Source organism: Litorilituus lipolyticus (genome assembly GCF_006439335.1).
GTDB classification, from domain to species: domain Bacteria; phylum Pseudomonadota; class Gammaproteobacteria; order Enterobacterales; family Alteromonadaceae; genus Colwellia; species Colwellia lipolytica.
Genome location: NZ_SAWY01000020.1, coordinates 256,013 through 272,771 on the forward strand (window position 1 = coordinate 256,013; position 16,759 = coordinate 272,771).

Annotated in this window: 22 protein-coding genes; 12 read left to right on the forward strand and 10 right to left on the reverse strand. The window is 37.1% G+C overall.

Features of this window, described 5'->3' with window-relative positions:
• Positions 1-27: 27 nt before the first annotated feature.
• Entirely contained in the window at positions 28-804 is a 777-nt protein-coding gene (gene fkpA / locus EPA86_RS10455; protein WP_140603379.1) for an FKBP-type peptidyl-prolyl cis-trans isomerase, read from the reverse strand.
• Between the two features lie 204 nt (positions 805-1,008).
• Between fkpA and EPA86_RS10460 the strand changes: the two genes are divergently transcribed.
• Positions 1,009-1,950: a WD40 repeat domain-containing protein gene (locus tag EPA86_RS10460; RefSeq protein ID WP_140603380.1), complete on the forward strand. Its 942-nt coding sequence runs from the start codon at positions 1,009-1,011 to the stop codon at positions 1,948-1,950.
• On the forward strand, positions 1,932-2,195 hold the full coding sequence (locus tag EPA86_RS10465) for a SlyX family protein (protein WP_140603381.1): 264 nt from the start codon (positions 1,932-1,934) through the stop codon (positions 2,193-2,195). The genes EPA86_RS10460 and EPA86_RS10465 overlap by 19 nt, the downstream gene beginning before the upstream one ends.
• 21 nt (positions 2,196-2,216) lie before the next feature.
• Here the strand turns inward: EPA86_RS10465 and EPA86_RS10470 are convergent, their stop codons facing one another.
• Complete coding sequence (locus EPA86_RS10470; protein WP_140603382.1) at positions 2,217-2,420, reverse strand: YheV family putative zinc ribbon protein; 204 nt, start codon at positions 2,418-2,420, stop codon at positions 2,217-2,219.
• 158 nt (positions 2,421-2,578) lie between these two features.
• Here EPA86_RS10470 and EPA86_RS10475 point away from each other — a divergent pair, with 158 nt between their 5' ends.
• The 6 genes from EPA86_RS10475 (at position 2,579) to EPA86_RS10495 (ending at position 7,756) form a co-directional block, all read left to right on the forward strand.
• Positions 2,579-4,492, forward strand: a complete 1,914-nt coding sequence (locus EPA86_RS10475; protein WP_140603383.1) for an ATP-binding cassette domain-containing protein — start codon at positions 2,579-2,581, stop codon at positions 4,490-4,492.
• A 59-nt stretch (positions 4,493-4,551) separates the two neighbouring features.
• Positions 4,552-5,292, forward strand: a complete 741-nt coding sequence (locus EPA86_RS10480) for a tetratricopeptide repeat protein (protein WP_140603384.1) — start codon at positions 4,552-4,554, stop codon at positions 5,290-5,292.
• Between the two features lie 103 nt (positions 5,293-5,395).
• On the forward strand, positions 5,396-5,524 hold the full coding sequence (locus EPA86_RS18455) for a hypothetical protein (protein WP_281284873.1): 129 nt from the start codon (positions 5,396-5,398) through the stop codon (positions 5,522-5,524).
• A 121-nt stretch (positions 5,525-5,645) separates the two neighbouring features.
• Positions 5,646-6,332: a flagellin gene (locus tag EPA86_RS10485; RefSeq protein ID WP_140603385.1), complete on the forward strand. Its 687-nt coding sequence runs from the start codon at positions 5,646-5,648 to the stop codon at positions 6,330-6,332.
• 186 nt (positions 6,333-6,518) lie between these two features.
• On the forward strand, positions 6,519-7,511 hold the full coding sequence (locus EPA86_RS10490) for a hydrolase (protein ID WP_140603386.1): 993 nt from the start codon (positions 6,519-6,521) through the stop codon (positions 7,509-7,511).
• Positions 7,508-7,756 carry a YheU family protein gene (locus EPA86_RS10495; protein WP_140603387.1) on the forward strand — a complete coding sequence of 83 codons (249 nt, stop codon included), beginning with the start codon at positions 7,508-7,510 and terminating at the stop codon, positions 7,754-7,756. The genes EPA86_RS10490 and EPA86_RS10495 overlap by 4 nt, the downstream gene beginning before the upstream one ends.
• A 36-nt stretch (positions 7,757-7,792) precedes the next feature.
• Here EPA86_RS10495 and EPA86_RS10500 read toward each other — a convergent pair whose 3' ends face one another.
• Positions 7,793-7,960: a DUF3545 family protein gene (locus EPA86_RS10500; protein ID WP_246058348.1), complete on the reverse strand. Its 168-nt coding sequence runs from the start codon at positions 7,958-7,960 to the stop codon at positions 7,793-7,795.
• 110 nt (positions 7,961-8,070) lie between these two features.
• On the opposite strand from EPA86_RS10500, the gene EPA86_RS10505 reads away from it, so the two are divergent.
• Entirely contained in the window at positions 8,071-8,850 is a 780-nt protein-coding gene (locus EPA86_RS10505) for a substrate-binding periplasmic protein (protein WP_140603388.1), read from the forward strand.
• Between the two features lie 43 nt (positions 8,851-8,893).
• On the opposite strand, the gene EPA86_RS10510 is transcribed toward EPA86_RS10505, so the two are convergent.
• The 3 genes from EPA86_RS10510 to nudE form a co-directional block, all read right to left on the reverse strand.
• Positions 8,894-9,739 (reverse strand): DUF1338 domain-containing protein, encoded by an 846-nt coding sequence (locus EPA86_RS10510; protein WP_281284876.1) that lies wholly within the window; start codon positions 9,737-9,739, stop codon positions 8,894-8,896.
• A gap of 247 nt (positions 9,740-9,986) precedes the next feature.
• Positions 9,987-10,805 carry a 3'(2'),5'-bisphosphate nucleotidase CysQ gene (gene cysQ / locus EPA86_RS10515; RefSeq protein WP_140603390.1) on the reverse strand — a complete coding sequence of 273 codons (819 nt, stop codon included), beginning with the start codon at positions 10,803-10,805 and terminating at the stop codon, positions 9,987-9,989.
• A 5-nt stretch (positions 10,806-10,810) separates the two neighbouring features.
• Complete coding sequence (nudE, locus tag EPA86_RS10520; RefSeq protein WP_140603391.1) at positions 10,811-11,362, reverse strand: ADP compounds hydrolase NudE; 552 nt, start codon at positions 11,360-11,362, stop codon at positions 10,811-10,813.
• Between the two features lie 75 nt (positions 11,363-11,437).
• On the opposite strand from nudE, the gene yrfG reads away from it, so the two are divergent.
• Entirely contained in the window at positions 11,438-12,112 is a 675-nt protein-coding gene (gene yrfG / locus EPA86_RS10525) for a GMP/IMP nucleotidase (protein WP_140603392.1), read from the forward strand.
• 15 nt (positions 12,113-12,127) lie between these two features.
• Here the strand turns inward: yrfG and EPA86_RS10530 are convergent, their stop codons facing one another.
• Complete coding sequence (locus EPA86_RS10530) at positions 12,128-12,652, reverse strand: hypothetical protein (RefSeq protein WP_140603393.1); 525 nt, start codon at positions 12,650-12,652, stop codon at positions 12,128-12,130.
• A gap of 273 nt (positions 12,653-12,925) precedes the next feature.
• Here EPA86_RS10530 and EPA86_RS10535 point away from each other — a divergent pair, with 273 nt between their 5' ends.
• Positions 12,926-13,282, forward strand: a complete 357-nt coding sequence (locus EPA86_RS10535; RefSeq protein WP_140603394.1) for a hypothetical protein — start codon at positions 12,926-12,928, stop codon at positions 13,280-13,282.
• Positions 13,283-13,351: 69 nt separating this feature from the next.
• On the opposite strand, the gene EPA86_RS10540 is transcribed toward EPA86_RS10535, so the two are convergent.
• The gene (locus EPA86_RS10540) at positions 13,352-14,101 is read right to left on the reverse strand and encodes a hypothetical protein (protein WP_246058349.1); all 750 of its coding nucleotides are present in this window, start codon (positions 14,099-14,101) and stop codon (positions 13,352-13,354) included.
• Between the two features lie 155 nt (positions 14,102-14,256).
• Positions 14,257-14,829, reverse strand: coding sequence for a DUF4136 domain-containing protein (locus EPA86_RS10545; protein ID WP_140603396.1), 573 nt, complete (start codon positions 14,827-14,829; stop codon positions 14,257-14,259).
• Between the two features lie 188 nt (positions 14,830-15,017).
• On the opposite strand from EPA86_RS10545, the gene EPA86_RS10550 reads away from it, so the two are divergent.
• Entirely contained in the window at positions 15,018-15,953 is a 936-nt protein-coding gene (locus EPA86_RS10550) for a LysR family transcriptional regulator (protein WP_140603397.1), read from the forward strand.
• A 9-nt stretch (positions 15,954-15,962) separates the two neighbouring features.
• On the opposite strand, the gene EPA86_RS10555 is transcribed toward EPA86_RS10550, so the two are convergent.
• A complete protein-coding gene (locus EPA86_RS10555) occupies positions 15,963-16,715 on the reverse strand; it encodes a type II secretion system protein N (protein ID WP_140603398.1) in 753 nt (250 codons plus the stop codon).
• Positions 16,716-16,759: the final 44 nt, after the last annotated feature.

Consider the following 16,759-nt stretch of genomic DNA (forward strand, 5'->3'; position numbering starts at 1 on the left):
TTTATTTTAACACAGTAACTTAACTGATTACTTACCAGTTGCTTGCTCGTCTACTTCTGCTGCTGGCTCAGCTTTTTGAATTTCAAGTAATTCAATTTCAAATTCTAAAACAGAGTTACCTGGAATACGTGGAGGATTACCACCTGCGCCATAAGCTAAATCTGAAGGAATAGTAAATTTGTATTTAGAACCCACTGGCATTAATTGAACACCTTCAGTCCAACCTTTAATAACACGGTTTAATGGGAAAACAGCTGGCTCGTTTCTGTCATAAGAGCTATCAAACGTTTCACCGTTTAAGAAAGTACCACGATAATGAACAGTAACAGTATCAGTTTCAGATGGTTTTTCACCATTACCTTCTTCTAGCACTACGTATTGAATGCCCGACTCTGTCACTTGAACACCTTCTTTTTTCGCATTCTCTTCAAGGTATTTAGCACCTTCAGCTAGGCTCGCTTCGGCATCAGCTGTAATTTTAGCTTGTTGTTTCTGTTTCATCGTATCATCAAGGTTTATCAATAGTTGTTGTATTTCTTCCTTTTCAATAATTGACTTCCCATCCATTCCATCAATAAAGCCTTTAATTATCAACTCTTGATCTAGGTTAAGTCCTAAATTTTGATGTTCTTTAAGGTTTCTCTCCATATACATTGCTATTGAAGCACCTAAGCCATAAGCTTGTTTTTGTACTTCAGATTCTAAAACAGGTGCAGCTTCGACCACTTCTTCCGCTGCCTTTTCTTGACAACCCGTAACAGCAATTAGTGCAACAGCAACTAATGTAGGCTTAAAAAATTTCATTTATTTCTCCATAGATAGCAAAAAATTGGAGAACTCCCCCAATCCGTCATTAAAAAAATGTTTAATTAATAAAAACTAAAATTTAACTAAACAAAATTTCAAAAGCCCTTATAATAACGGTAATTGCCGAGATAAAAAAGTCTTAATATTTTGTTTATTTGTAACCAACACATAAAAGGTATTCTTTTCCTATTATTAGGCGTAATGCTTAGTGGCTGCCAACCTAACCAATCTAAGCCTTTAGCGCGATATCAGCATGCTATTGAAGGCTCATATGCTGGCGATATTTCACGAGATGGTAAGTATAGTGTGGTGTCTTCTATTCACCATGGTATCAGTGTATGGGATTTAACTAATAACACTCGCCTGTATGACTGGGCACAAGAGCAAAACAGCAGCGACAACTTAGTTTTAGCAATTGATATTAGTGATAACGCCAGTCACGTTGTAACGGCAAACAGAGAAAACTTTGCCCTGTGGAATTTGTCTAATGGTAAATCAGAAGGTTATTGGCAAGTTAGAGAATCTAATATTCGTGATATTGCACTGAGCAATAACGGTAATTTTATTCTTATTGGTAAAAGCAATGCCACAGTAGTTCATGTTGCTGTCGACACTGGGCGCAGATTAGAGTTTTTAGGTCACACTGAAAAAATAAACAGTGTCGATATGTTGCCAAATGGCAGAGTAGCTATGTCTGGCGGCAATGATTTTATCGCCTACGTATGGGATAGTGAATCTGGGCAAATCATTTATCAGTTTAATCATACTAGCCGTGTTTCCAAGGTCGCGCTCGATCATTTAGGTCGATATGCTTTTTCAGCCGACAGTATGAAAGCAGCCCATATCTGGGATTTAAAAACGGGCAAACTCATAACCACATTACAAGGCACTAAAAGACACGAAGTTTTTAGCTCTGTCAGGTTTTCTCCCGACGGTAAAACTTTGATAACAGGAGCTGCAACAAAAAAAGTCAGTGTTTGGGATGTTAAGACAGGTAAAAGGCGCGCGCATTGGTTTGTCACACCAAAAGAAGCCAAGCGACCAACAGGCGCTGTTGTGTATAGCATCGCATTTAGCGATAATGGTACAATATTAACAGAGAGTTCTTCAGGATACGCAGAATCATGGCCAATGCCGAAATAACCTTAACTGCCCATACAATAAATGAAACTTATGTCAAAGCGCTTGAAGAACGTGTTGACTGTCTTGAATCGCGCAATGTCTTCCAAGATGATGTTATTGAACAACTAAGCCAAGAGCTTGCTGTTCATCAAAGTGAAATAGCTGAACTCAAAGAGCAAATTCAATTAGTCGCTAACCGGTTGAAAGATGCGAGGCAATTATCGTCAGATAAAGACCAGATTGAACCGCCACCACCTCATTATTAAACGGTTAACGACATATGCAAATTAAGGTTTAAACACCCCAATCACTTGCTCATGCTGGCGAACTTCTTTTTCAACTTGCTCTTCGGCTTGTACCATTTGTTCGCCACAACTTACACAAGTTACTTTCTCAACTCCGTCTTCTTTAGTCAACGCCATAGTATCTAGAGCATTGCATTTAGGGCAAATAGCGCCAGCAATAAAGCGTTTTTTTATACGTGTATTCATTAATCAGCCATTTTTATATGCTATGCCACACAGCGTAGCGATAGATTTGTTTATTATTTTACCTTGAATACTGCCTACACCCAAGCGACAATGCACACGCATTTTCGTTATCTAGCTAACTCTCTAGGATATAAGTTAGCAAACTTGAGGATTTTCCATTGATTACAGCATCAGAATTAAGCTTAGATAGGGGCGCTAAATACCTTATAAAAGCATCTAGTTTTACTATACATCCAAATCATAAGGTTGGCTTGGTAGGAAGTAATGGCTGTGGTAAATCTTCTCTTTTTGCTGCTTTTTTAGGTGAGCTAGCACCTGATGCTGGCGAGTTATCTATACCGAGCAGCTGGGATATTGCCACCGTAAAACAAGAAACACCTGCTCTTGAGAAGACGGCCCTTGATTACGTGATGGACGGCGATACGGAATTTAGAGCATTAGAACACCAGTTAGAGCAAGCCCGAAAAGCTGATAATGGCAATTTAGAAGCCACTATCATCAACAAAATTGATACCATTAATGGCTACAGTTTGCCAGCACGCGCTAGCGAACTTCTTCATGGATTGGGTTTTCTGCAAGCACAACTTGATACCCCTGTGAAAGATTTTTCAGGTGGCTGGCGCATGCGTTTAAATTTGGCGCAAGCATTAATAAGCAGAGCCGATTTACTGTTACTCGATGAACCTACCAACCATTTAGATTTAGATGCCGTAATTTGGCTACAACGTTGGTTAAAGCGATATACTGGCACTTTGGTGTTGATCTCTCATGATAGAGACTTTCTTGATACTGTCATTAATCAAATTATTCATATAGAGCATCAAAAAGCGAAACTATATAATGGCAATTACACAGCTTTTGAACGACAACGTGCTGAACATTTAGCTCAGCAAGAAATTCAGTATCAAAAGCAACAAAAAGAAGCGGCACATTTAACGGCTTTCGTTGATCGATTTAGAGCCAAAGCAAGTAAAGCTAAACAAGCACAAAGCCGCTTAAAGCGTTTAGAAAAACTACCAGATCTTGCACCCGCTCATGTCGACACACAGTTCACCTTCAGCTTTGAAGAGCCTGAAAGCCTGCCTTACCCTTTACTTTCATTAACAGAAAGCCTTTGTGGTTACTCTGAACAAGCAATTATCTTAAAAGAGGTTGGTTTAACATTAGTGCCTGGTAGTCGTATCGGATTATTGGGCAGAAATGGCGCAGGTAAATCAACACTAATCAAATCACTTGCAGGTGAAATAGCCCTACTCGCAGGAGATCGTTATTGCGCCCAAGAACTTAAAATTGGCTACTTTTCGCAGCATCAACTTGAACAACTTCACTTAAGCTCAACGCCGGTAGAACATATATTAAGAGCTAAGCCAAGCTTTGGCGAACCTCAAGCAAGAACGTTTTTAGGTCGTTTTGGTTTTAGTGGTGATCAAGCCTTGTCTGTTGTTAGAACCATGTCAGGTGGGGAAAAAGCGAGGCTAGTACTCGCTCTGATAGTACTTGAAAAACCACAGCTATTGCTACTGGATGAACCGACTAACCATTTAGACTTAGAAATGCGACAAGCATTAGTACTTGCTTTACAAGAGTTTAGTGGGGCCATTATTCTCATCTCCCATGATCGCTTTTTATTAGAGTCTTGTGTCGATGAGTTTTATCTCGTCGCTAATGGAAGAGTCAGTGACTTTTCTGGCGATATAGATGATTACCAACAATGGCTTAATGATGACAAAAAGCAAACCCTTACAAATAACAAATCGTTAACTCATCATAGTGAAGAAAAAGCACCAGATAAAAAACAGTTACGTCAACAACAAGCACAATTACGTAAAAAAGCTGCGCCTTTAAAAAAGCAATCTGATAAATTAGAAAAGGATATCCATCAATGGCAGGAGCAACTTCAAAAAGTTGAAGCCATGTTAAGTGAAAGTGATATATATCAAGCTGAACGAAAAGCAGAATTAACAGATAAATTAAAAGAACAAGCAAGCTTAAAAGAAAAAATTGAAGAAAATGAAATGATTTGGTTAGAACTTGCAGAACAAATTGAAGAAATTATGTCTGCTGATAGCTAGTTTATCAGCTACACTAATTACTAACTATAATAACAACAACGGTATATATGGTGACAACAATGAATATAATGTTCAGTACAATAATATTTATATTAGCTGTGGGCTTCTCATCATTAAGCCAAGCCAGCAATTTAAATAAAGGAATTTATGAATTGAACCGTGGCGAGTTTCAAGCCGCAATTGCATTATTTACTCCATTGTTGGAACAAGAATATGCGCCTGCACAATACTTCATGGCGACAATGCATAAAAATGGTCACGGTGTACCTAGAGATGCAATGAAAGCCCTGGCTTTATTTCAAAAATCAGCTGAGAAAAATTACCCTGATGCGCAGTTCGAATTAGCTTTAATTTATACTGAAGGTAAGCTAGTTAAAAAGGATCTTAAAAAAGCTTACCAATTAACGTCAAAAGCCGCTAAAAAAGGCTTAGCTGGTGCTCAATTTAACTTAGCGGTAATGTATGCAAACGGCAAAGGAGTTAAACAAGATATATTTAAAGCCTCTCGCTGGTATAAAAGTGCTGCCGACCTTAATTTTCCACTGGCACAATACAATTTAGCGCTTTTGTATAGTGAAGGAAAAGGCGTCGAGAAAAGCACTGAATTGTCTTACGTGTGGAATACCATTGCCTCATGGAATGGCTATCCTGATGCAGAAACCAGCCGACTTATTGATGAGCGCGCTTTATCGAAAAAGAAAATTCTATTAGGTCGTGAAAAAGCCAACCAGATCTACCAAACAATATTAGAGCAACAAGAAATAAAAGCAAAAATGAACGAAAAGAAACGATTCCTTTGATCTAAGTCATTTCGTGCTAATTGGTGGTTAATTACACTTGTTTTATTAAGAGATTGCTTTCCTTAATTCAGACAAAAATAATTTAAATACCAAGGAGCTCACCATGAACTTTTTTTCAATGCTAGCTAATGATCCTGTTGTTATGTTTTCTTTTGGTGGTTTAGCAATTGTTCTAGCCATTTGTGCATACTATGTTTACTACTTTTTAAAGCATATTCAAGACGATAGCTAGCTTTACAATTTTTGCACAGCAACCCCTATTTAAAAAACCACCACTTTTGCTATAATTACCACTAAGTAGTAGTCAGGTACGCCTATATAAATAGGCGTATTTGTTTAATAGTGAGTGGCCCATGATTTCTGTTAACCAAACATCAGCCAACCTGAGTTTTATAGAGCGTTTAAATAAGCAACGTGAAGAACAAGATGACAAACTTGCCTCAGGTAAGCGCATAAACTCTACTGCAGATGATCCTGCTGGCCTACAAATAGCCAACCGCTTAACTAGCCAAGTTAATCAAAACCAACAATTAAGCTTTAACGCTCAAGATCAAGTTAACCTTAATAATGTGCAAGCCGGAGCGCTTTCTTCTATTACCAATAATCTAGAAAGAGCCAACATACTATCAGTACAATCAGGGAATCCATTGTATGATTCAGATGCTATTCAAGATGAACTAGCCCAAATAACAGAAGAAATTAATGTTATTGCAAGTGATGTTCTAGGACAGGATAACTTTATCTCAGGCTTAGATGCCGCAGACCCTGTGGCAACACAGACTATCCTTCAAGATACCGCGGCCATAGTAAACGAATCAGCCAGTAATTTAGGCGCTGAAAGTAATGCATTAATCAGTCAAGTTGCTACTTATGAAACCTCTGTTGTTAACATTAGTGCATCTCGATCTCGAATTGAAGATACAGACTTTGCCAGCGCATCAAGCGAACAATCTAATAATGACATTTTACTGCAAGCAGCTATAGTCAGTAAGAAAAATGAAGAAGATCGCAAAGGGCTACTGTTCAATCGCTTTGTATAATTTTTAAATAATTATTCCTTAAATAACTCTTAATGGATTAAAGTAATCTTATCAATACTATTGAAGCAAAATATTGAGTCAAAATATTAAGCCAAAATAAAACTTAAATAGCGATTATCTATTAGCCAATACAACTGTTAAAATAAGACAATATTGATCATCAAACTCATCTAGATAACTGCTGTTATGCATAAAATCAGTCAATTCAAGCCTGCGTGGTGGCTAGCCAATCCTCATATGCAAACACTTGGAGCAAAATTATTTAAGCGCAAAGCCATTGCTACCGTAGCGGAAACTATTGAATTACCAGATGGCGACTTTATTGAACTTGCTTGGACTGAGATACCGTCAAAGCGTGATAATAGACCTGTCACTGTAATTTTACATGGCTTAGAAGGCTCTAAAGATAGCCATTATGCTAATAGAATGCTTGCCGCAGTAAAGGTAAAGGGATGGATTGGCGTACTCATGCATTTTCGTGGTTGTGGCGAGATGGTTAATAGAAAAGCAAACTCCTATCATTCTGGTGATACTCGTGACTTATCCTATTTAACCAAGCTACTTATCTCACGCTATCCTAATACTGAATTCTCAATTTTAGGTTTTTCTCTTGGTGGTAATGTACTCACAAAATACCTTGCTCAAGAACCAAGCAACCCATACAAAGCCGCTACCGTAATTTGTGCCCCTCTAGATTTAGCTAGCTGCAGCGCTCGTATTAACAAGGGCTTTTCAAAGCTTTATCAGAAGTATTTATTAGACATGTTAAAAGCAAGTACTTTGTTAAAAGTTAAAGCAAAGTTAATCAAAGACATTACGATAGAACAGCTTCATGCCATTACCAATATCAAAGAGTTTGATAACAGCATAACTGCGCCACTTAATGGATTTAAAAATGCTGATGATTACTATGAAAAGTCCAGTGGAAAGCAAGTCATCAGCCAAATAAAGCAACCCTGTTTATTTATTCACGCCGCTGATGATCCTTTTTTATGTCACCAAAGTACGTTACCCTGCATAAAATTACCAACGAATATCACCTTTGAAGTATCAACTGGTGGTGGCCATGTTGGATTCATTTATGGCAAAAATCCTTTTAAACCTAAATTTTGGCTAGAGCACCGTACTCTAAATTATCTCGCCCAATTCATCAGCACAAAGAGATCAGCTACCGTATGATTATTCCTTTTGAACAACTTGATAGTGATACACTTAACGCGATCATAGAAGACTTTGTATTGAGAGAAGGTAATGAACTTGATGATGTTGAGCACAGTAAAGAAGTAAAGATTCAACAGGTAAAAAAGCTACTTACTCAAGGTACTGTCGTACTTGTCTATTCTGAGCTATATGAGAGCGTGAATATATTACCTAAAGAACAATTTATCAATGCTCAACATGAGGATGAAGATAAAGGTTTTTAGTCATAATAAAACCTTTCTTTATCACTTGAAGAAAGTTCACTCTTGAAAGAATTCTAATTCTCGTTTCAATCTTTGCTGCTCCTTTATCGCTTCTATTTCACGCCATTTCCTTTTACGTTGCTTAGCTTTCTTTTTAGCCTTATGTTCGATCAATTCTATTTGATCTGCATAGTCATGTTCTAACCAGTCATCTGATTCCATCATATTATTCCCCTAAAATTGTATAAATATCGGTCATACTACTGCAAAAGAGTACAGAAAAGATCAACACGCTCTAATCATCTATACTTAGTAAAAACGAGGAGGCATAAGTAATGTTAAAAAGATCCGTTTCTTTATTTATACTTTTATTATCTCTGTGTTTTCAGGTGCATGCCAGTACAGAAAACACGCTTGTTGTTGCTTATGGAGATCATGATAGCATGCCATATGCCATTGAAGAGCATGACAAACTAAGCGCAGGGATCATTAAAGATATTTCAACTGAGCTAGCTGCCTACCTCGACATAAATATTGAATACCGCAAGATCCCTCGACAACGTCTTGAACGTTATCTTGAAAGCGACCAAATTCACGTTGTACTTATTAGTAATCCAAAATGGTTAAAAAACCATGATAAATTACAATGGAGTGATGTCCTTTTTAATGAGCAAGATCTCATTGTTGTCAGAGCTGATAACGATAAAACATACAACTCAATAGAGGACTTGAAAGGCATTACCATAGGCACAATTCGAGGGTACCACTACTCAACATTACAGCCTTATTTTAAAGAAAAATATTTTGTTCGCTATGACGTGAGTAATCTTGAAGTTAACTTTATCAGACTATCTCTTGATAGAATTGACGCTTTAGTAGATGCAGATATATTAATAAATTACTACTTAAAAGACTCAGACAAGTTTCAAAAATTTCGCATACTGCCTTTTTCTGTGAGTAAACACGAGATTAAAGCAGCCATATCCCCTAATGCGCCGATAAGTTTAGCCAGATTTAACCAAGCATTGTCTCAACTTAAATCACAAGGCGTCATTGAAGCAATATTAGAAAAATACCAAGTTAATAAAATAAAAAGCCCGATAACTAACGAGTAGTTATCGGGCTACAACTTACCTACTTGAAAGACTAGTACAAAAACTATTTTGCATCAGTACTTTCAAATATTTTATCGGCAGATGCTGCAACAAAACCAGTATAGAGTTCACCATTTGCTAACGGGTAACGTTTAGCAAATTCATAAAAACAGCTAGGGATTTCTATGGTTTTGTCAGTAAATGTTACTTCAAACTTATCTGCTAACGTTGAAGATTGTTCAAGCTTCACAGCTTCATTACCTTTCACTTCTCCACCTGACGTATTCAGCAAATAACCAGCAGCTTTAAGTGCATTATTAACATCTTCTATCGTTTCATAACCTTCAAGATGATTAATACTTACCGTGAAATGATTTGCACGGTATCCCCAAGCAGCTAGCCATGCTGCATACTCACTTTCTGCCAATAATGTTTGATAATCGGCAAAGCTGACTTGCCATTGTTTACCTGAGTACAAAAAATTGTCTTGGTTACTGGCATCTTCAGGTAACTGATCTACTAATTTATTGATTATCTGTTGTACTTGCGGCGAAAACTCTTCAACACGTAATTCACTGATGAATACTTTAGGCATTGTATCATCACTGTGTTCATAGTGTTTTGCTGTTAATTTTTTGGCAGCAAAGTCGTATTGGCCACACTCGGTATAACCCAGCGCAATTAAATGCTTCGCTAAATGATCTAACCCTACTTTTTCATTATTGAAAGTACGGTAAGCAACATGATCGTTTATTACATCATTACCATTACCTAGTAAGTCTTGAATATTTTTTGCTGAAGGGGTTACTTCAATATACTGTTGCCAAATATTATCAAATAATGCCGTTACATTTGCTGTCATGGGGTTTCTCTCGTTGTATAAATAATAAAATAATAGTGCTAATAGCAATAACCATCGAGAAAATAACAAGATATTTTTGATGACAGCAATCGCTATCCATCAAAATTAGATTTGATCAATATTTTTAAAGAAGCAAGGACGAAGGCCTGCCTGCTTTGTAGGGTTATTTAATAAAAGTAAATTTTCGTACATAACCAAATATTAATAGGTGTAACATTGAAGGTGTATTAACACCTCAATAACATGAAAGTGCATATTTTAAGCTGAATTTGAATTGCTGGCAATAAAATAAAAGCTAATAATGCTGTCGATGGGGTTTTATTATTTTTTGCCAAGCAAAGTCTCGAGAGCCTAAACTATAAAAATCAGGATTAGAAAGGCTTTCTCTTTTGTTATAACTTAAAGGTTGAAATTCACTGTCAATAATATCACCTCCAGCTTGTTCAAGAATACACTGACTAGCACCCGTATCCCACTCACCAGTCACTCCAATTCTTAAATAACAATCAGCGCCTCCTTCGGCAATAAGGCAATTCTTTAATGAGCAACTTCCTAAAGCAACATAATCAAATTGATAATCTTTGTTAAGATATTGCCCCATTAATTCCAATTGCTGCCTTCGGCTAATAGCCACTTTTATTGCTCGATCCTGACTATACTTTGCCACTTCAATAGCATGGCTTGCTTGAAAGTTATCCTTAAAAGCACCAAGATTCTTTTGTCCATAATAAGTTAAGCAATGATCAGGGGCATGAATAACCCCTATTGTCGGCCACCCCTGTTCAACTAATGCTATATTTACCGCAAAATCACCACTACCGATAATAAACTCACCTGTGCCATCAATTGGGTCTAACAACCAATATCGCTCCCACGACTGGCGTTGCTTAAGCGGTAAGGCACCGACTTCTTCTGAAATAATAGGAATATCTGGCGTTAATGTTCGTAACTGGTCCATTAATACCTCATTCGACGCTATATCTGCACTAGTTACAGGACTTTCATCATCTTTAACTTCAGCAGTATAATTACCTTGGCGATAATACTTCATAACTTCAACGCCAGCTTTCTTAGCACTTTCTAAGGCAATATTTAATAACTTCTCATTACTCATTTTTGCTAGCCTCTCAGTTTGTCAACCACTAACATCAGTGCAGCAATACTACGCGCCTCTTTAAAATCAGCTTGTTGTAGTAGGCCTTGGTAGTCTTTAATAGACCATGTAACCAGTTCTAATGGCTCTGGCTCATCTCCAGGTAACGATGATTTATACAAATCACCTGCAAGGAAGATATCCATCTTGGCATTAAAAAAGGCTGGCGCCATCATTAATTGCGATACCTTAGTTAATTTGTTACTGCCGTAAGCAATTTCTTCCTGTAACTCTCTATTTGCGGCTACTTCTGCCGACTCACCTTCATCAATTAACCCCTTAGGAAAGCCAAGCATATAACTATGAGTACCAGCACAATATTCCCTGACCAATAACAGTGTTTCATCATCAAGCATTGGTACAATCATCACCGCACCTCGACCTGAACCAACCATTCGTTCGTACAAGCGCTTTTCACCATTACTGAAAGTTAAATCAAGTTGCTCAATTGAAAACAGCTGGCTTTTTGCTATTAGCTTTTGCGCATTAATTTTAGGTAATTGGTTTTTACTAGTCATTTGCTTAAAACAATTTAATTCATTCCATTTATATCGCTATAATGACACGATAATCATCACTATTGGAACCGCTAAATGCTTAATTGGGCAGAAATTTCTACCGTGCTTATTGATATGGATGGCACAATCCTAGATCTACACTTTGATAACCACTTTTGGCAAGAGCATTTACCTCTACGTTATAGTGAAAAAATGTCCATTAGCCTTGAACAGGCAAAGGATGAATTAATTTCAGATTATCAGTCAGTTGCTGGCACTATAGAATGGTACTGTTTAGATTACTGGCAAGAAAAAACCCAACTTCCGATCAAAACACTTAAGCGTGAAATTCAACACCTCATTCAGCTCAGAGAAGATGCCCATGATTTTTTAATTGCTTTAAAAGAAAGTGGTAGAGACGTTATCTTAGTAACAAACGCACACCCTGAATCTTTATCGCTTAAAATAGAGCGAACCAAACTCGATAAATATTTTGACGTACTCTATTCCACTCATGAGTTTGGAGTAACTAAAGAGTCACAAACGTTATGGCAAAGACTGCAAGTTAAGCAAGGCTTTAAAAATGAAGAGACATTATTTATTGATGATAGTATCAATATTTTAGAGTCTGCAAAGCAATTTGGTATAAAGCATCTACTGGCTGTTGCAAACCCAGATAGTAAGAAAGCCGATAATATTATTAGCGACTTTCCTGCCATTACTAATTTCAACTGTCTTATTAAAGATATCCAACAAACGGCTTTTAGTTAGACGTGTGTTAGTTAATTAGTTGCTAACACTGTAACCTTTCGCTTCTAAACAAATGCCTCTCGCCTTGTTGTATTCTCCTTGCAGCTGCACTGAAACTTGTTGTTCTTGCAGCGCCTGTTGTTGAGCTTCAACCTGAGCTGCTTGTTGTTGAGCAGCCGCTCTTCTACTTTGTCTTCTTCCTGCTAACGCGCCGATTGCAGCCCCTTTAGCAGCGCCATTGCTGACATCATTATCTCCAATTTCCGCTATAACAGCACCTGCAGCAGCTCCACCAATGGCTCCACGAATACCTGAACCTGGTTGAGCACTTGCTTGTGCTGGTGAAGTTGTCGATGTCGTTGACTGTGTTTGATTACTCGGAGCTAGTGGATCGAAGCCAGTTTCGCTAACAGCCCAGCTATGACATGTATACTCATCTTTTTGTTGCTGTTCTTTTGTCTGTCCATTTTTAGGGAAAACATAAGTTTGTGCATTGACGCTAGCATTTATAACAAAAAGCATTATAGAAAGAAGTAACGTTTTCATGACTAAATTATTCATTTTTGTCTCACTGTTATTTTATTAATGTCTAAGAATGATATAAGTGTAATCTCACAGGGATAGTACTTCCAATGACTCTTAGTCATCACAATTATGTGCTATATGCATATCTATGCTGTGAGATTCCCCTTCGACATTGATTTTCCGTGGTTTCTTTTAACCGCCACTGCTCTAAGTATGCGTAAAATATCTTGATTTACTTGAATTATCAGGCAATAAGATTAGTATTGTTCTATACATAGTCATCAATATTAATCACTCTAAGGACAATAAATGAAATATTTGATATTACCCCTTGCATTAATAAGCACTAGCGTTTTTGCATCAGATACCTTATCAAAAAGCGAAAAAGGAGAAGTAGAATTAATGCTTGCTGAAGCGGCAAGTAAACTGATCTACTTAGAGCGTGATTGTGGTAAACCAATGGATAAACAAAAATTTAAGGAGTTAGCTAAAATTAAAGCCTTTTCTGAAGGTTTCACCACGATTGAAGGTATCAGCTGGGAAAGAGTTAAGCGTAAAGCACATAAAGGTTATGGAGCATTAAAAATTGAAGCGCCTGTTGGTGAATTATGTGAACAATATAAAGCCGATATTAAAGGGAACTACCGCTTCTTAAAAGAGCACTAATTTGCGAGTACATTTATATAAAATCTTCTATTAAACACAGAAGCTTTTCAATTCCAACGAGGCAGACAATTAAAATTTAAACTGCAATCCCAACGTTGGACCGTGTGTAATAGTGTCATAGCGAAATGAGCCAATTTGCTTTTCATCTATACCATTATCATAATCAACCCAAGAAGCTTTATAGCGCACATTCACCGTCATTAGTTTACTAATATTATAAGAAAAACCAGTCTCAACAGTCGATGTGAAGTCTGCACTAGCGCCAAATCCCCCTAAATCCCCCCTTGCCATTAGGGACCAACGTTTATTCAATGCATGCTGCCATCGAACACCAGCAACAATATCAACCCAGTCTTCTTTCACTGCTGTCATTCTATTATTATCCGGCGTTATATTTACATCAAACAGCAAGCTTAAATCATTATCCCACCATCGAATACCCACAAAATAATCCACAATGTTTCGACCATAATTAACTCTATATAACCCAGCAGCCTCAAGTACGCCTTGCCGTATTGTTGCTTTTGCAATGCCATCTCGGCTATTAGTATGTGTTTGACTAAGATCCATAAAACCATAGTCGATAAACATACCCCAACCTGATTTATGATGTGCTTCTGCATGTATCATAGCAGCCATATCAAGGTTATCTAAAATTGTTTGGAAATCAACATCAACGGGAACACCTGACAACCTACCAATACTTGCATCCCCTTCAATTTTAGTCGCCATTAAATAGGGCTCTACCAGAAATGACCAATTTTTCGCACTGACTGGTAGACTGGCTAATATCGTAAAAGCAATTATCGTTTTTTTCATGGACATATCCTTTTGATGTATGAAAATTATTGCCACCACTTGTGGCCGACAAACATAAGCATAAATGCTTATACCACTATCAGCAAGAAAGCGGCTATTTCAATTCGACAATAACCGCTTTCTCTTTTTTAAAGTAGTTCGCTTTGCCAATATTATTAAGTTGTTGGCAAATTGCTCATCATTGCTGTAATAACATGATTCACCTCTTGCTCATGTTCCTGCGCATTATCGTATGCATGTAATGGCTTACTTAATGTACTACGATAAACGGTTTGCTTAGTTTTATTATCAATGATATCAATCACTAATGTACCTTCAACATACTCACGAGTGCTTATATGATTAATACCTTGGTTGTAACCACAACGATAACAACTTGAACCATAATATCCTGAATTATAAGTGGCATTCACTTTCAACTTATCTTTTGTCAAGATAAAGTAACTTACTAATACGTCAGCCTCTTGCTGCGTCACTTGGGTTTTCCCTAGTTTATTCAAAGACAATTCAAGTGCATTATTAACGCGTAACCTGTCTATATCACTTAACAGAGGATTCTTTAAATGGCTATCTCCAATAACGTTATAGCTATTCACTAAGTTAAAGTCATAATTAGCATTATAATCAGTTATCGGGGTATAGTTTGCCGAACACGCCCCTAAAATCATAACAATAGATAAAGGGACTATTCGAAGTATCTTATTAAATTTGATCATTGATATTTTCATGATTTCCTCAACTTATTCATCGCATGTAGTTTTCATAAGTAAGTCTATGACAGCAACGTTATGCTATCCAACGACTTACCTACATAACTAATATGCACTAGACACATAATTATTAACTAAGTGCATTGAAATCAATAAATAGTGGGCATATGATGATGAGTAATCATCTTTAACAAGAGCTGTAGTATATGGAATTATCTGAGCAAAAGTTATCAAGAATTGATTTAAACTTGCTTATATCTTTAAGTGTATTATTGAAAGAGCGCAACGTTAGTCGTGCAGCTGAACGCTTATATTTATCTCAATCGGCCATGAGTCGTACTTTACAAAGGTTAAGAGCTCTTTTTGATGACCCTTTATTCAATCGCACTGCCCAAGGTATTATTCCTACTAGTAAAGCCCTAGAAATAGAACAGCTGCTGCCTGATTTATTACAAAGCTTGTCGATGATTCTAGATAACGCCCCCTTTAACGCCGCCAGCTGTGACAAGCATATTGCGATATCGATGCCCGTTTTGATCAGCCAAGCATTTTTCGAGAGTTTTTTTATCGAGTTAACTAGGCAAGCGCCAAATATTACATTAGCTGAATACTCTGCCAAAGCTAATCCATTCCCTCTATTAGCGTCTGGAGCATTAGATTTTGCCATACATAGTGAAACATTGAATGATAATCACTTTAACTCGATACGGTTAGGAACAATTACACCAGCAATTTTCGCCAGAATAGACCACCCGTTAGCTAAAAAGAAGTCGCTTAGATTAAACGACTGCTTGTACTATAAATTTATCGAATTAAACATTGAAGATGAACACAGTCACAACTTTATCAACCCTGTCAATCATATACTATCAAAACAGGGTATGAAGCGGGATATTCAAGTAAAATCGAGCCAGTTCAGTATAGTTATGGAACTGCTTAACCGTACTGATTCATTGTTAATAGGCCCCAATTTCTTACTACAAAATAAACTGATAGCGCAAGACTGTTGTAATATTTTTACTTTTGATGAAAGTCACGATAATTCACTCGAATTATTTCTAATTTCACATCAAAGAATCGAAAACAGTGATGCACATCAATGGGTTCAGCAACAAATACTTGACAGCTTCTCCATCAATTAACCTGAAAAACTAAAAGTTAACTCGGTAGCGCCCTTCGCTGTCAGGTCGGCCAAGAAAAGGTAAAGCTTGTTTAAGCTCATTTGGAAACTTAGCACCTGGCTTTAAATGGCCTTGCCCTGAAATAGCGCCTTGTCCTTGTATATATGCACTGAATGTTAATCCTAAATCATTTTTAGGATTAACAGTTACTGATATTGCTTGATTTTCACAGCCAATTACCGCAGAAAGCTTATTCAGTTTAATATTTTGCTCTAAAGCAATAACGCCTGCTCTTTGCCAGTCAATATTACCTTGCGCTTCTATGCAAGCATTATTATTACCTAAGTCAATAAGCATTTCCGTTAACATTACTTCAACATCGCCTTTCGCTGTTAAAGGCAATGGCAAACTAATTTGCTGTGCAATAGCATTTGCTTTAACGAACACTTCAACATTTGAGAGTGACAAGCTTTCATGTGATACAGCTGCTGTAAGTTTTCCCTCTGGCCCTGCAATTAACGGATCTCCAAAAGTGATATCCACACTAGGTGTCAGGGTAAATAAAGACCAAAAACTTAAGCGCGCATTGATCTTATTTAAGGTAGTTTCAGCAATAAAGGCCTGCTCAATATCCATATTCCAAACAGTACCAGAAACACTAGATACTCCAATATTTTTAGGTAGTTTAACTTGCCCTAAAACAAACGTTGCAGGCATAGACGCCACTAAAAAAATAAGAAATAAGCCCAAAAACAATGTGCCATAGCTGAAGTACTTCTTCATGAAAATTCTCTAATAAAATGTTTTACTTATGGATTGAATCAGTA

Excerpts from the sequence above, each read along its gene's own strand:
- EPA86_RS10535 (WP_140603394.1), top strand. The coding sequence starts at position 12,926 with ATGAAATATTTGATATTACCCCTTGCATTAATAAGCACTAGCGTTTTT.
- EPA86_RS10460 (WP_140603380.1), top strand. The coding sequence starts at position 1,009 with ATGCTTAGTGGCTGCCAACCTAACCAATCTAAGCCTTTAGCGCGATAT.
- EPA86_RS10540 (WP_246058349.1), bottom strand. The coding sequence starts at position 14,101 with ATGAAAAAAACGATAATTGCTTTTACGATATTAGCCAGTCTACCAGTC.
- EPA86_RS10505 (WP_140603388.1), top strand. The coding sequence starts at position 8,071 with ATGTTAAAAAGATCCGTTTCTTTATTTATACTTTTATTATCTCTGTGT.
- nudE (WP_140603391.1), bottom strand. The coding sequence starts at position 11,362 with ATGACTAGTAAAAACCAATTACCTAAAATTAATGCGCAAAAGCTAATA.
- EPA86_RS10495 (WP_140603387.1), top strand. The coding sequence starts at position 7,508 with ATGATTATTCCTTTTGAACAACTTGATAGTGATACACTTAACGCGATC.
- EPA86_RS10530 (WP_140603393.1), bottom strand. The coding sequence starts at position 12,652 with ATGAATAATTTAGTCATGAAAACGTTACTTCTTTCTATAATGCTTTTT.
- EPA86_RS10555 (WP_140603398.1), bottom strand. The coding sequence starts at position 16,715 with ATGAAGAAGTACTTCAGCTATGGCACATTGTTTTTGGGCTTATTTCTT.
- EPA86_RS10490 (WP_140603386.1), top strand. The coding sequence starts at position 6,519 with ATGCATAAAATCAGTCAATTCAAGCCTGCGTGGTGGCTAGCCAATCCT.
- EPA86_RS10465 (WP_140603381.1), top strand. The coding sequence starts at position 1,932 with ATGGCCAATGCCGAAATAACCTTAACTGCCCATACAATAAATGAAACT.
- cysQ (WP_140603390.1), bottom strand. The coding sequence starts at position 10,805 with ATGAGTAATGAGAAGTTATTAAATATTGCCTTAGAAAGTGCTAAGAAA.
- yrfG (WP_140603392.1), top strand. The coding sequence starts at position 11,438 with ATGCTTAATTGGGCAGAAATTTCTACCGTGCTTATTGATATGGATGGC.
- EPA86_RS10500 (WP_246058348.1), bottom strand. The coding sequence starts at position 7,960 with ATGATGGAATCAGATGACTGGTTAGAACATGACTATGCAGATCAAATA.
- fkpA (WP_140603379.1), bottom strand. The coding sequence starts at position 804 with ATGAAATTTTTTAAGCCTACATTAGTTGCTGTTGCACTAATTGCTGTT.
- EPA86_RS18455 (WP_281284873.1), top strand. The coding sequence starts at position 5,396 with ATGAACTTTTTTTCAATGCTAGCTAATGATCCTGTTGTTATGTTTTCT.
- EPA86_RS10485 (WP_140603385.1), top strand. The coding sequence starts at position 5,646 with ATGATTTCTGTTAACCAAACATCAGCCAACCTGAGTTTTATAGAGCGT.
- EPA86_RS10550 (WP_140603397.1), top strand. The coding sequence starts at position 15,018 with ATGGAATTATCTGAGCAAAAGTTATCAAGAATTGATTTAAACTTGCTT.
- EPA86_RS10545 (WP_140603396.1), bottom strand. The coding sequence starts at position 14,829 with ATGAAAATATCAATGATCAAATTTAATAAGATACTTCGAATAGTCCCT.
- EPA86_RS10470 (WP_140603382.1), bottom strand. The coding sequence starts at position 2,420 with ATGAATACACGTATAAAAAAACGCTTTATTGCTGGCGCTATTTGCCCT.
- EPA86_RS10480 (WP_140603384.1), top strand. The coding sequence starts at position 4,552 with ATGAATATAATGTTCAGTACAATAATATTTATATTAGCTGTGGGCTTC.